The sequence below is a fragment of the Enterobacter cloacae complex sp. SHL001 genome, from assembly GCF_049236825.1.
Taxonomy (GTDB): domain Bacteria; phylum Pseudomonadota; class Gammaproteobacteria; order Enterobacterales; family Enterobacteriaceae; genus Enterobacter; species Enterobacter hormaechei_C.
Genome location: NZ_JBMKIP010000001.1, coordinates 424,542 through 437,868, shown reverse-complemented (window position 1 = coordinate 437,868; position 13,327 = coordinate 424,542). Strand labels below are relative to the sequence as shown.

Sequence of the window (13,327 nt, the reverse complement as noted above, 5' to 3'; positions counted from 1 at the left end):
CTTAATCCATGAGCCAGCGAGCTGAACAAAGCAGTGATAATGTTGTCGGATTGCCTGAGTTTCCATTAAAATGGATCGGATCGATATAAGCACACAAAGGGGGAAGTGCTTACTTATTATGAAACATAAACCACAAATGATGAAAATGCGTTGGTTGGGTGTAGCAGTGCTGTTGTCACTGTATACCTCATCTGCACTGGCCTTTAACATCGATGATGTCGCAAAACAGGCTAAATCGATGGCGGGCAAGAGCTACGAAGCGCCAAAAAGTAACCTGCCCTCCGTTTTCCGCGACATGAAATACGCGGACTATCAGCAGATCCAGTTCAATCACGATAAAGCGTACTGGAACAATATTAAAACCCCGTTCAAGCTTGAATTTTACCACCAGGGTATGTACTTCGACACGCCGGTTGCCATCAACGAAGTGACGGCGACCGCGGTACGCAAAATCAAGTACAGCCCGGATTATTTCAATTTTGGCGATGTGCAACACGATAAAGACACGGTAAAAGACCTCGGCTTCGCAGGCTTCAAGGTGCTTTATCCGATTAACAGCAAAGATAAAAACGACGAAATCGTCAGCATGCTTGGCGCCAGCTACTTCCGCGTGATTGGCGCGGGGCAGGTGTACGGGCTTTCTGCGCGCGGTCTGGCAATTGATACCGCGCTGCCATCAGGTGAAGAATTTCCACGTTTTCGCGAGTTCTGGATCGAACGTCCAAAACCAACCGACAAACGTCTGACAATTTATGCTCTGCTGGACTCCCCTCGTGCGACAGGCGCTTATCGCTTCGTGATCATGCCAGGGCGTGACACGGTGGTTGACGTACAGTCTAAAGTTTACCTGCGCGATAAAGTGGGCAAACTGGGCGTCGCGCCGCTGACCAGCATGTTCCTGTTCGGGCCGAACCAGCCCTCTCCGGCGACCAATTTCCGTCCTGAACTGCATGATTCCAATGGCCTCTCCATTCATGCGGGTAACGGCGAGTGGATCTGGCGTCCGCTGAACAACCCGAAACACCTCGCCGTCAGCAGCTTTGCGATGGAAAACCCGCAGGGCTTTGGTCTGCTGCAACGTGGCCGTCAGTTCTCCCGCTTTGAAGATCTGGATGACCGCTACGATCTGCGTCCAAGCGCCTGGGTAACGCCGAAAGGCGACTGGGGTAAAGGCAAGGTTGAGCTGGTTGAAATTCCAACTAACGATGAAACCAACGATAACATTGTGGCGTACTGGACACCGGATCAGCTGCCGGAAGCCGGTAAAGAGATGAACTTCAAGTATGCGATCACCTTCAGCCGTGACGAAGACAAGCTGCACGCACCGGATAACGCGTATGTGATGCAGACGCGTCGTTCGACGGGTGACGTGAAGCAGTCCAACCTGATTCGTCAGCCGGATGGCACGCTGGCATTTATCGTGGACTTCACCGGGCAGGATATGAAAAAACTGGCCCCGGATACTGCCGTGACGGCACAGGCCAGCATTGGCGATAACGGTGAAATCGTTGAGAACACCGTGCGTTACAACCCGGTCACCAAAGGGTGGCGTTTGACCCTGCGCGTGAAGGTGAAAGATCCGAAACAGACCACTGAAATGCGCGCCGCGCTGGTCAGTAACGATAAGCCGCTGAGTGAAACCTGGAGCTATCAGCTACCTGCCAATGAATAATACATCTGAATATATTGATGCCATGCCGCTGACGGACATTGAAAAAGCGGCACTCCCTGCGAGCGACATCCGCGCGGTTCACACCGCGCTGGATGGTGAACATCGTCACTTTTCCCGTGATGATGATACGCCGCTGGGGTCAGTGAAGGCACGTCTGGAGCAGGCATGGCCGGACTCGCTGGCAGAAGGGCAGCTAATCAAGGATGACGAAGGGCGTGACCAGCTACAGGCGATGCCGAAGGCCACGCGTTCCTCCATGTTCCCCGATCCGTGGCGCACCAACCCGGTGGGCCGCTTCTGGGATCGCCTGCGTGGGCGTGACGTGACGCCGCGCTATCTGTCACGTCTGACCAAAGAACAGCAGGCATCCGAGCAGAAATGGCGTACCGTGGGAACGATTCGTCGTTACATTCTGCTGCTGCTGACGCTGGCGCAGACGGTTGTCGCCACCTGGTACATGAAAACCATTCTGCCGTACCAGGGCTGGGCGTTGATTAACCCTGCTGACATGATTGGCCAGGATATCTGGGTCTCCTTCATGCAGCTGCTGCCGTATATTTTACAGAGCGGCATTCTTCTGCTGTTCGCGGTGCTGTTCTGTTGGGTCTCTGCCGGGTTCTGGACGGCGCTGATGGGCTTCCTGCAACTGCTGATGGGGCGTGACAAATACAGCATTTCCGCGTCGACGGTCGGGGATGAGCCCCTCAATCCTGAGCATCGTACCGCGCTGATCATGCCTATCTGTAACGAAGACGTTGACCGCGTATTCGCCGGGCTGCGTGCTACCTGGGAGTCCGTGAAGGCGACCGGTAACGCGGCGCATTTCGACGTCTATATCCTGAGCGACAGCTACAATCCGGATATCTGCGTGGCGGAGCAAAAAGCCTGGATGGAGCTGATTGCCGAGGTGCAGGGCGAAGGGCAGATCTTCTACCGTCGTCGTCGTCGTCGTGTTAAGCGTAAGAGCGGAAACATCGATGACTTCTGTCGTCGCTGGGGTAACCAGTACAGCTACATGGTGGTACTGGATGCAGACTCCGTGATGAGCGGCGACTGCCTGAGCGGGCTGGTCCGTCTGATGGAAGCCAACCCGAACGCGGGAATTATTCAGTCCTCGCCAAAAGCGTCCGGTATGGACACGCTGTATGCGCGCTGCCAGCAGTTTGCGACCCGCGTCTACGGGCCGCTGTTTACTGCCGGTCTGCACTTCTGGCAGTTGGGTGAATCCCACTACTGGGGCCACAACGCCATTATCCGCGTGAAGCCATTCATCGAGCACTGCGCCCTGGCGCCGCTGCCGGGTGAAGGGTCGTTTGCCGGGTCCATTCTGTCGCATGATTTTGTGGAAGCTGCGCTGATGCGTCGCGCAGGGTGGGGCGTCTGGATTGCCTACGATCTGCCTGGCTCGTATGAAGAGCTGCCGCCGAACCTGCTGGATGAGCTCAAACGCGACCGCCGCTGGTGTCACGGTAACCTGATGAACTTCCGCCTGTTCCTGGTGAAAGGGATGCACCCTGTTCACCGTGCGGTGTTCCTGACGGGCGTTATGTCCTATCTGTCTGCGCCGCTGTGGTTTATGTTCCTGGCGCTCTCAACCGCGTTGCAGGTTGTGCATGCCCTGACGGAGCCGCAGTATTTCCTGCAACCGCGCCAGCTGTTCCCGGTGTGGCCGCAGTGGCGTCCGGAGCTGGCGATCGCGCTGTTCGCGTCGACCATGGTGCTGCTGTTCCTGCCGAAGCTGCTCAGTATCATTCTGATCTGGTGCAAAGGTTCGAAGGAGTACGGTGGTTTCTGCCGCGTGACCCTTTCACTGCTGCTGGAAGTGCTGTTCTCGGTCCTGCTGGCGCCGGTGCGTATGCTGTTCCATACGGTGTTTGTGGTGAGCGCGTTTCTGGGATGGGAAGTGGTGTGGAATTCACCGCAGCGTGACGATGACTCTACGCCGTGGAGTGAAGCCTTTATGCGCCACGGCTCTCAGCTGCTGCTGGGCCTGGTGTGGGCCGTTGGTATGGCCTGGCTGGATCTGCGTTTCCTGTTCTGGCTGGCGCCAATCGTCTTCTCGCTGATCCTGTCGCCGTTTGTGTCGGTGATCTCCAGCCGTTCCACGGTGGGCCTGCGTACCAAACGCTGGAAGCTGTTCCTGATCCCGGAAGAGTATTCTCCGCCGCAGGTGCTGGTGGATACCGATACCTATCTGGAGCAGAACCGCAAACGCACGCTGGATGATGGCTTTATGCATGCCGTGTTTAACCCGTCATTCAACGCGCTGGCAACCGCGATGGCGACAGCGCGTCACCGCGCCAGCCAGGTGCTGGAGATCGCCCGCGATCGCCACGTTGAGCAGGCGCTGAACGAGACGCCAGAAAAGCTTAACCGCGACCGTCGTCTGGTGCTGTTGAGCGATCCGGTGACGATGGCACGGCTTCACTACCGCGTGTGGTCCTCTCCGGAGAGATACTCTTCGTGGGTGAACTACTACAAGGACGTGAAGCTCAATCCGCTGGCCCTGAAGGCGAAGTAAGTTGTTAAGTAGGGCGGGTAAGCGAAGCGCCACCCGCCAAATAAAATACCGGCTTAATCGCCGGTATTTTTTTAGAGGTCAGAAATGAAAGTAATCATTGTCGTCATGATGGCATGCCTGCTCAGCGGTTGCGGCAGCATTATCAGCCGCACCATCCCCGGGCAGGGCCACGGGAATCAGTACTACCCCGGCGTACAGTGGGATGTCCGTGATTCCGCATGGCGCTATCTCACCGTGCTCGATCTGCCGTTTTCGCTGATTTTCGACACGCTACTGCTGCCCATCGATGCCAGCCACGGCCCCTACGAGTAGCGGTGACTTATCGCTCGTCCCATTCGTCCGCTGCGGCCTGACCCTCTTCGGTATCCAGCGGCGGTTCGAGCTGAAACTCACCTTCGTCCCATTCGTGCAGCGTATTTTCTTCCAGCCACTCCTGACGTAACTCAATTTCGTCATAGTCGCCGTCGAATACCGCCTGCGCACCTTCACCACTCAGTATCGGCAGACATTCACCATCTTCACCTTCATCAGCAAAGAATTCGGCCTGCCACATAATATCGCCGTCCTGTAGGACGTATTTTTGGATATTGAGTTGTTGCACGTCAGCATCTTCTTCCTCAACGCCGGGATTATCGGCGAGGAACTCTTCGCGAGCGGCATCAATTGCTTCTTCCAGCGTGGCGTACATGGTCATTGGTGTCTCCCTGTTTTTCGTGAAGGTATTCAGGGAAAGAATAGCTGATTATGTGATTTTGCAAGTATGAATGCGAAAATTAGCCGTCACGATGTGGTCTTATTCGCGCCGGGCGTAGCGCCCGGGATAAGCTGAGCCACGAATAAACGGCGTTGAACAGCACGACGCCTGCCGTCACGATAAAGACCGCCCGGAAACCGAAGCTGGCCGAAATCCCCGCGCCAACCAGCGGTCCGGTGACGTTACCCAGATCGCGAAACGACTGGTTATAACTGAAAATACGACCGGCTATCTGGTTGGTGGAGTTATAGACCAGCAGCGTCTGTACAGCCGGGAGTAGCGCACCATCCGCAGCCCCCAGCAGGAAGCGCAGGACGCCGAGCTGCCACGGAGACTGCACCAACGCCATGGGGATCAGCAGCAGGACGGAGACGATCAGGGCGCAGATCAGGATCTTTTCCGGGCCGATACGGTCTCCCAGCTTGCCGAGCCTCGGCGCGCTCAGTAGCGCCGCCACGCCGGGAACAGAGGCGATTAGGCCGCTGATAAAGGCGATATTGCTGACGTTTCCCGCCAGGTCGCGTACGTAGAGCGTCAGTATAGGCGCGATTGAACCGGTGGCCACCTGGATAATCATGGTGGTTACAAACAGGCTCAGCACCAGCTTTCGGTTTTTCAGCGAGGCCAGCACATCCCGGGCGTGCAGCATCTCTTTTTTGGCCACGGGCGTGAAATTCTCGCGGATACAGATAAGCGTCACCAGGAAGCAGAGGAACAGCACGCTGGCGGTAATGAAGAATACCGGCCGCAGTCCGTAGTGGTCGGCCAGCAGCCCGCCCGCCAGTGGGCCCAGCAGTGCGCCGCTTACGCCGCCAGTGGATAGCGTGCCCAACGCCCAGCCGCTTTTCTGGCGCGGGATTTGGGTGGCGATCAGGGCGTTGGCGTTAGGGATAAATCCCCCGAGCAGGCCCAGAAGCGCGCGTAGTATCAGGAACTGCCAGACATTCTGCGCCACCCCCATCAGCAGCATAATGATCGCCATGCCGAGCGCGGAGCGCAGCAGCATAATTTTGCGGCCTTTGCGATCCGCCAGCCCACCCCAGAAAGGCGACGCAATGGCGGAGAACAGGAACGTAATGCTGAACACCAGGCCGGACCACATATTCAGGGCGCTATGTCCGGTGACGCCGAGCTGTTCAACGTAGAGGGGCAGGAAGGGCATCACCAGGCTAAAGGCGGCGCCAGTAAGAAAACAACCCAGCCACGCAACCGTCAGGTTACGTTTCCAGTTTATGGGAGCATCTGTGGGGGACATAACTATCCGCATAATGAGGTGCAGGGTACCGTGAACAGTGAGGTAATAAGCCTGCTAATTATGCGCCCGGGGTATGATTGCCGCAATGACGGGGAGCTTTTAAAGCTAAAACAACATGCGGCCCGGAAGGCCGCACGCAGGTTAATACCGGGAAGGGACGCCCTGAGGCCGAGTTTTAAAGCGGCGATGCAGCCACATGTACTGCTCCGGGGCGAGCATAATGCATTTCTCGACAACGCCGTTCATCCAGCGCGCGGTGGTTTCTGCATCAATCAGCGGTGGCGCGAGTTCCGGCTCCAGCATGATGAGCTGATAGCCTGAACCGTCTGGTTTACGGCGCGGCACAAACGGCACGATAGCCGCTTTGGACATCCGCGCCAGCATCCAGGTCCCGGTGGTCGTCGCTGCATCTTCCACCGCAAAGAACGGGACAAACACGCTGGATTGCGGGCCATAGTCATGATCCGGGGCATACCAGACCACTTCACCTGATTTCAGGGCGCGGATCATCCCTTTCAGGTCTTTGCGATCGATCATGCTTTTATTGGAGCGCATGCGTCCGTTGGTCTGGATCAAATCGATCACCGGATTATCGTTAGGACGATAAACGCCAATACCCGGGGCCTGCATGCCGAACATGCGCGCGCCAATTTCGAGCGTCAGGAAATGAACGCCAATCAGCAGGACGCCAGTCTGGTTGGCCTGAAGAGTATGCACCGGCTCCATGCCGGTCCCGGCCACTTCCGTCCAGCGCGCCATGCGTTTATCCGACCAGAACCAGGCCATACCGGTCTCCATCAGCCCCATGCCGACAGATTCGAAGTTTTTAACCACCATGTCGTGGCGCTCAGATTCACTCATCTGAGGAAAACAAAGCTCAAGGTTACGATACGCGATCCTGGCGCGACGCTTCATAAACTGCTGAGCAATGCGGCCCAGTCCTTTACCCATGCGGAAAATGACGGGATAAGGCAACTGTACAATTAGCCACAACAAGCCAATGCCTGACCATGTTAACCAATAGCGGGGATGCAAAAGCGCGGCAGTAAATTTCGGTAACTGGGTCATGTCTGTCCTGTGTTCTAACGTCCTGAAAGGATATTGTCTCATTTTTTAAGGCATAGCCAAAATGTCTGTCATCGAAACATGAAAGAATATGCAAATGTTAAGTCTGATTAATCAGGTTGACTGAAATGTAGCGTAAATTGTGTGGATGTAAATTGTCTTTGTTTGCTATATCATGCCGACCGATTTTTAATTCTCAACGATTGCAGGACTTGTACACCATGCCAGTGTTACACAACCGCGTTTCGAATGAGATGTTGAAAGCGCGTATGTTGGCCGAAACCGAACCGCGCACAACGATCTCTTTCTATAAGTATTTCACCATCGATGATCCCCAGGCGACCCGCGATGCGCTTTACCAGGCTTTTACCGCCCTGAACGTGTTTGGTCGCGTCTATCTGGCGCGTGAGGGGATTAACGCGCAGATCAGCGTGCCGGAAATCAAGGTCAGTGCTTTCCGCGACCTCCTTTACGGGTTTGATCCGGCGCTTAACGGCGTACGCCTGAACATTGCGCTGGATGATGACGGTAAATCATTCTGGGTGCTGCGCATGAAGGTGCGCGAGCGTATTGTGGCGGATGGCATTGACGATCCGAGCTTCAATGCTGCTAATGTGGGGGAGTACCTCAAGGCCGCTGAAGTGAACGCGATGCTCGACGATCCGGATGCGGTGTTCATTGATATGCGTAACCACTACGAATATGAAGTGGGGCACTTCGAGAATGCGATGGAAATTCCTGCCGACACCTTCCGCGAGCAACTGCCAAAAGCCGTTGAGATGATGCAGGAGCATAAAGACAAAAAGATCGTTATGTACTGCACCGGGGGGATCCGCTGTGAAAAAGCCAGCGCCTGGATGAAGCACAACGGGTTTAATAAAGTCTGGCACATTGAGGGTGGGATCATTGAGTATGCCCGTCGCGCCCGTGAGCAGGGTTTACCGGTGCGTTTTATCGGTAAGAACTTTGTGTTTGACGAGCGTATGGGCGAGCGAATTTCAGAGGACGTGATCGCGCACTGCCACCAGTGCGGTACGCCGTGCGATACGCATACCAACTGCAAAAACGACGGATGTCATCTGCTGTTTATTCAGTGCCCTGCATGTGCCGAGAAGTTTAATGGCTGCTGTAGCGAGCTGTGCAGTGAAGAGAGTATCTTGCCTGAAGAAGAGCAACGTCGTCGCCGTGCCGGACGCGAGAACGGGAATAAGATCTTTAATAAATCCCGGGGCCGACTGAATACCAAACTGGGTATTCCGGACCCGGAGTAAAACACTGCCCGGCGGCGCGAAAGCCTGCCGGGCCTGTTTTATGACTTCTGCTGAACGCCTTCCACCGAAATAATCAACTCAACATCCTGCGATGCCGGGCCTAAATCCGTGGTGATATTAAAATCTTTCAGATGAATTTTGCCTGCGGCTTCAAAGCCAGCACGTTTGCCACCCCACGGATCGTCGCCCTGTCCAATTAATTTGGCATCCAGTGTGACCGGTTTTGTTACGCCGTTCAGCGTCAGATTACCGGTAATAGCGAGCTTATCACCGTCTTTCTTCACCTCTGTCGACGCGAAAGTAGCTTGCGGGAATTTGCCCACGTTCAGAAATTCAGCGCTGCGCAGATGTTTATCACGCTCGGCGTGATTAGTGTCGACGCTGTTGGTATTAATGGTGACGTTCACTTTATCGGCAGCAGGGTTTTTCTCGTCGAAAGTAAATGTGCCATCGAAATCATTGAATGTGCCATATAACCAGCTGTAACCCAGATGCTGAATACGGAAATTGACAAAGGCATGCTGGCCCTCCTTATCAATTTTATAGTCAGCGGCAATGGCCGAACCGGTGGTAAATAGCAGCGAACCTAATGCGATACCCAACAGGCGTTTTTTCATTTTATGCTCCAGAGTCAACTGACGAACGGCCAAGCATGCGCTTCAGCGTATCGTCTTTATCAATAAAGTGATGTTTCAGGGCCGCAAGGCCATGCAGGACAGACAGGATCACCACGCTCCATGCCAGCCACAGATGAACCACACCTGCGGTGTCAGCCTGTGAACCGGCGTCAGCCAGCGTGGCTGGGACGTCAAAAAGCCCAAACACGCTGATCGGTTTACCGTCTGCGGTCGAAATGAGATAGCCGCTGATCAGAATGGCGAACAGCAGGGCATAGAGTGCGATATGTGCGCCAACAGCGCTTATGCGGGTAAGTCGGCCATGGCTTTTGGGCGCTGGAGGGGGCGGAGAGATATGTCGCCAGATCACGCGAAAAACCAGACCCACCATCAGCAGAACCCCAATGCTTTTGTGCAATTCGGGGGCCTGATGATACCAACCGTCATAATAGCTTAATGTCACCATCCAGAGGCCGAGACCAAACATGGCATAAACGGCAAGTGCAAATAGCCAGTGTAAACACATGGATATTATTCCGTAGCGACGGGAGGAGTTACGCCATTGCATATGAATTTCCGTTCTCAAATGACTGAGCAATAAAAATGGACGGGTTAAATAAATAATGCAACTGAAAAAAATGAATAATGTTTTTTATTTAATTTATTTCAGCGAATTTGAATGTGTTTCCGCAATGTATTTCAATCGCTTCGTTCAATAAATTTGAGGTGACGTTTTTTAAAAAATTTAAGTTAAATAAATTTAAAGGAGTGTCAATAAACGTCAGCGAGAATTTTCAGAAGAATACAATATAGATAACGTCAATGATCGCCAGCAGCGACCAAAGAACAATGTAGAGCATAAAATGCTCGCGGATGTTATTGATAAGGTAATTCACCAGTCTGCGCATCATGCCTCTATCGCTAAACAGGCCCCGGTTATTCGGAGCCTGTAGAGGTATTATCGATCAAAGCGCGAGAGCGCGAAGGGCTTGAGATCAAACGAAGGCGCGATCCCCTGCGCAAACTGGGCGGCGATTTCACCTAACACAGAGGCAAATTTAAACCCGTGACCGCTGAGTCCGGTTACGAGCAGGGTGTTATCGTGTCCCGGAAGGGTGTCGATGATAAAATCTTCATCCGGGGTGTTGTCGTAGGTGCACGCTGCGCCGTAAAGCAACCCGCCTACGCCCGGCAGGATATTACGCAGGAACGTGAAGGCTTCGGAACCATCCTGCGGATAAGCACCGTAAGGCTTGCGTTCTTCCGCAGAGGAAATTACCTGTCCGCCGTTATGTTTGCCAATCTTGAGCGCGTCTTTTTCCGAGGGGAAACCGTAGAACTGGTCGCCATTGGGTAACTCGCCTGTAAACGCCGGGAATTTGTTCTGGCTGCTGTAACGCCCGTCAGACTGGAACCAGGAGAAGACTTTTCGCACCGGCTGGATGGGTAGGTCCGGCAGCAGTTTCGTCACCCACGTTCCCGCACTCACCAGCAGACGCGTGGCGGTATATTCACCTTCAGAGGTGGTGACGGTTGAACCCTCTGCATGGTGGGTGATGCCCGTGACCGGACAGTTGAACAACTGCGCGCAGCCCGCTTTGGCGGCGAGATCAATCCAGGTCTTAATGGCCGTTTCGCTGTGCAGTACCCCGGAATTGGCTTCAAACAATCCAATGTAGTCTTCAGGAACAGAAATTTCCGGCCAGCGCGCCATGATGCCGTTTGCATCCAGACGCTCGACGTCCAGGCGGTAGGCTTTCGCGCTCTCCTCGACGGTCGCCAGAAACGTGGAGCTGGCTGGCCCCAGGTTAACGACCCCGGTGCGCTCAAAAATGCGATCTTCGGTGAGGGCGGTCAGCTCATCCCACAGCGTCTGAGCCCGAAGCACCAGCGGTACATAACGTTCACCTTCACCGTAAGCGTGACGGATCAGACGGGTATCGCCGTGATGGCTTCCTTCAGAGTGGGGGGGAAGGTGGGCGTCAATCATCAGCACTTTCAGACCCGCCTGCGTGGCGTAATAACCGGCGGCAGATCCTACGGAGCCGCTTCCGATAATGATTAAATCGTATTTCATAGGCTTCTCTTTACTAACGCTTTGTTAGCAGAGTAATTAACTAAGTGGGCTTATACAAGAGCGAAATAAATAAGGCACCGCGAGGGTGCCTGTTGAGTGAAAAGGGGCATAAGGTCAATGCCGTTTATACTCATTTTCCTGATAGTCGCCAGATTCTATTTTTGCGATGCCTGCTTCTAAAATAGAGATAAACTGACGGGCGACGTCTGTTGTAAGCCACAGCGTCTGTCCAACTTCCGCTTCATCACGGTTTTGCTGATTTGGGGTCTGGTAGTGCAAACGCAGCATCAGCGCATCGTAGCTGTCTACGGTGCTGATATCCCAGCCAACAAGCGGATGGGTCTGGATGACTTCACTATTCTTTTCCATTATAACCCCCTTAATGCGTGTTAGAAGACAACGACTTTGAGGTTCAATGCATGTTTTTCTGAAAGCAATTTCAGTATATCAATTAATAAGGGTTCAGAAGGAAAAAATAAACGGGTAGCAACACATTTTTATGCTTTTTAGGATTGTTCGAACAATAAAACGCCATCTTATTCACGATTTTCTAAGAAGATGCTGAAATATTTTGAACTTTCAGGAGACGAAACGAAAAAAAGCCGGGGCGACCCGGCAAAAAAACACAATGAGGGAGCAAATTTTAATCAGTGATGAACCAGTCGTCGGCGCTTTCCCATGTTTCCTGCAAAATTTCGCTGATGCGTTCTTTGTCTTCTTTCGCGCCGCCGATGACGGAAAGATGGTTTGCTGTCGCATAACGTACCGTTACGGCGCCATCGTTTTCAGGAAAAGTGCTGTTAATACGTCGGGATAGTTCACCCGCCAGAGCGTCGAGTGCGCCAGCAGGCAGGACGGTGGATTTGGCTATGGTGACTTCGATACGCATAAATGCCCCCTGTGTAATATACTGTTTATTTATACAGTTATATTGTCGGTTTGACAACAGGGGGCGCGATTTTTTTAGCGTTTTACCGTCCAGTTTACGGTTTCACCGGCCAGGAAGGGGATCAGCGTATCGTCGGTGAGCGCAATCGACGCTTCAACCTGGCTTTCTTTGCGCTCCAGCTCAATGAACGTGTCATTAACCGGCAGACCGTAGAAACGCGGGCCGTTAAGGGAGCAGAAGGCTTCGAAATGGTCTAACGCATTCATCTCTTCAAACACGGTTGCGTAACTTGCCAGGGCGGTCGGGGCGTTAAAACAGCCTGCACAGCCGCAGCTCGCCTCTTTACGGTGACGGGCATGCGGGGCGGAATCCGTGCCGAGGAACGCGCGCGGGAAGCCGCTGGCGACCAGCTCACGTAGCGCCTGCTGGTGGATGTTGCGCTTGAGGATCGGCAGACAATACAGATGTGGGCGAACGCCGCCCACCAGCATGTGGTTACGGTTAAACATCAGGTGCTGAGGGGTGATGGTGGCGGCAATCAGCTCGTTTCCATCCCGGACATACTCTGCGGCATCTTTAGTCGTAATGTGTTCAAACACCACTTTCAGCCCCGGAAGACGCTGGCGCAGCGGCTCCATGACCGTTTCGATAAAACGTGCTTCGCGATCGAAAATATCAATGTCAGCGTGGGTCACTTCCCCGTGCACCAGCAGCGGCATGCCCAGTTTTTGCATACGCTCCAGAACGGGCATGATGGCGTCAATGCTGGTCACCCCATGGCTGGAGTTGGTGGTGGCATTCGCCGGGTAGAGCTTCGCGGCGGTGAATACACCTTCGTTAAACCCGCGCTCAACTTCATTCGGATCCAGCGAGTCCGTCAGGTAGCAGGTCATCAATGGGGTAAAATCGTGTCCGGCCGGAACGGCGTCAAGGATACGCTGGCGATAGGCAATCGCGGCCTCGACGGTAGTGACTGGCGGAACCAGGTTAGGCATAACAATCGCACGGCCATAAATTTCGCTGGTATACGGCACGACGGTTTTCAGCATGTCGCCATCACGAAGATGGATATGCCAGTCGTCTGGGCGGCGGATTTTGAGAACCTGGGATTGTACAGTCATGGAAGCTCCGGCTTGAAAGAGATCAGTCATAAGAGGGCTGTTTTTGCCGGACACAAATCATAAGCGGAAACGTTTTCGTTTGCAC

Annotated in this window: 14 protein-coding genes; 4 read left to right on the top strand and 10 right to left on the bottom strand. The window is 54.0% G+C overall.

All coding sequences use genetic code 11. From position 1 onward, the window contains the following. Positions 1-118 precede the first annotated feature (118 nt). The 3 genes from mdoG to ACOTYH_RS02255 all read left to right on the top strand — a co-directional run bounded on the left by mdoG (position 119) and on the right by ACOTYH_RS02255 (position 4,505). Positions 119-1,672 (top strand): glucans biosynthesis protein MdoG, encoded by a 1,554-nt coding sequence (gene mdoG, locus ACOTYH_RS02265; RefSeq protein WP_421637530.1) that lies wholly within the window; start codon positions 119-121, stop codon positions 1,670-1,672. Further along, positions 1,665-4,193, top strand: coding sequence for a glucans biosynthesis glucosyltransferase MdoH (mdoH, locus tag ACOTYH_RS02260; RefSeq protein WP_003858032.1), 2,529 nt, complete (start codon positions 1,665-1,667; stop codon positions 4,191-4,193). Before mdoG ends, mdoH begins: the two co-directional genes overlap by 8 nt. Positions 4,194-4,277: 84 nt before the next feature. Next, complete coding sequence (locus tag ACOTYH_RS02255) at positions 4,278-4,505, top strand: YceK/YidQ family lipoprotein (RefSeq protein ID WP_003858030.1); 228 nt, start codon at positions 4,278-4,280, stop codon at positions 4,503-4,505. A 7-nt stretch (positions 4,506-4,512) separates the two neighbouring features. Here the strand turns inward: ACOTYH_RS02255 and ACOTYH_RS02250 are convergent, their stop codons facing one another. From ACOTYH_RS02250 to ACOTYH_RS02240, 3 genes are all read right to left on the bottom strand, one after another. Next, the gene (locus ACOTYH_RS02250; protein ID WP_015570844.1) at positions 4,513-4,887 is read right to left on the bottom strand and encodes a MysB family protein; all 375 of its coding nucleotides are present in this window, start codon (positions 4,885-4,887) and stop codon (positions 4,513-4,515) included. Between the two features lie 79 nt (positions 4,888-4,966). Then, positions 4,967-6,202, bottom strand: a complete 1,236-nt coding sequence (gene mdtG / locus ACOTYH_RS02245; protein ID WP_058689474.1) for a multidrug efflux MFS transporter MdtG — start codon at positions 6,200-6,202, stop codon at positions 4,967-4,969. 141 nt (positions 6,203-6,343) lie between these two features. Beyond that, positions 6,344-7,270, bottom strand: a complete 927-nt coding sequence (locus ACOTYH_RS02240) for a Kdo(2)-lipid IV(A) acyltransferase (protein ID WP_003858019.1) — start codon at positions 7,268-7,270, stop codon at positions 6,344-6,346. A gap of 218 nt (positions 7,271-7,488) precedes the next feature. Here ACOTYH_RS02240 and ACOTYH_RS02235 point away from each other — a divergent pair, with 218 nt between their 5' ends. Continuing rightward, the gene (locus ACOTYH_RS02235; protein WP_058689473.1) at positions 7,489-8,538 is read left to right on the top strand and encodes a rhodanese-related sulfurtransferase; all 1,050 of its coding nucleotides are present in this window, start codon (positions 7,489-7,491) and stop codon (positions 8,536-8,538) included. 38 nt (positions 8,539-8,576) lie between these two features. Here the strand turns inward: ACOTYH_RS02235 and ACOTYH_RS02230 are convergent, their stop codons facing one another. The 7 genes from ACOTYH_RS02230 to pyrC form a co-directional block, all read right to left on the bottom strand. After that, the gene (locus ACOTYH_RS02230) at positions 8,577-9,155 is read right to left on the bottom strand and encodes a YceI family protein (RefSeq protein ID WP_017384744.1); all 579 of its coding nucleotides are present in this window, start codon (positions 9,153-9,155) and stop codon (positions 8,577-8,579) included. A 1-nt stretch (position 9,156) separates the two neighbouring features. Beyond that, the gene (locus tag ACOTYH_RS02225; protein WP_058689472.1) at positions 9,157-9,723 is read right to left on the bottom strand and encodes a cytochrome b; all 567 of its coding nucleotides are present in this window, start codon (positions 9,721-9,723) and stop codon (positions 9,157-9,159) included. Positions 9,724-9,949: 226 nt separating this feature from the next. Beyond that, a complete protein-coding gene (locus ACOTYH_RS02220) occupies positions 9,950-10,063 on the bottom strand; it encodes a YceO family protein (protein WP_003858014.1) in 114 nt (37 codons plus the stop codon). Between the two features lie 50 nt (positions 10,064-10,113). After that, entirely contained in the window at positions 10,114-11,232 is a 1,119-nt protein-coding gene (solA, locus tag ACOTYH_RS02215; RefSeq protein WP_045349240.1) for an N-methyl-L-tryptophan oxidase, read from the bottom strand. 114 nt (positions 11,233-11,346) lie between these two features. Continuing rightward, the gene (gene bssS, locus ACOTYH_RS02210; RefSeq protein ID WP_015570838.1) at positions 11,347-11,601 is read right to left on the bottom strand and encodes a biofilm formation regulator BssS; all 255 of its coding nucleotides are present in this window, start codon (positions 11,599-11,601) and stop codon (positions 11,347-11,349) included. A gap of 274 nt (positions 11,602-11,875) precedes the next feature. Beyond that, entirely contained in the window at positions 11,876-12,121 is a 246-nt protein-coding gene (gene dinI, locus ACOTYH_RS02205) for a DNA damage-inducible protein I (RefSeq protein WP_003858011.1), read from the bottom strand. 74 nt (positions 12,122-12,195) lie between these two features. After that, positions 12,196-13,242 carry a dihydroorotase gene (pyrC, locus tag ACOTYH_RS02200; RefSeq protein ID WP_017384740.1) on the bottom strand — a complete coding sequence of 349 codons (1,047 nt, stop codon included), beginning with the start codon at positions 13,240-13,242 and terminating at the stop codon, positions 12,196-12,198. Between the last annotated feature and the right edge of the window lie 85 nt (positions 13,243-13,327).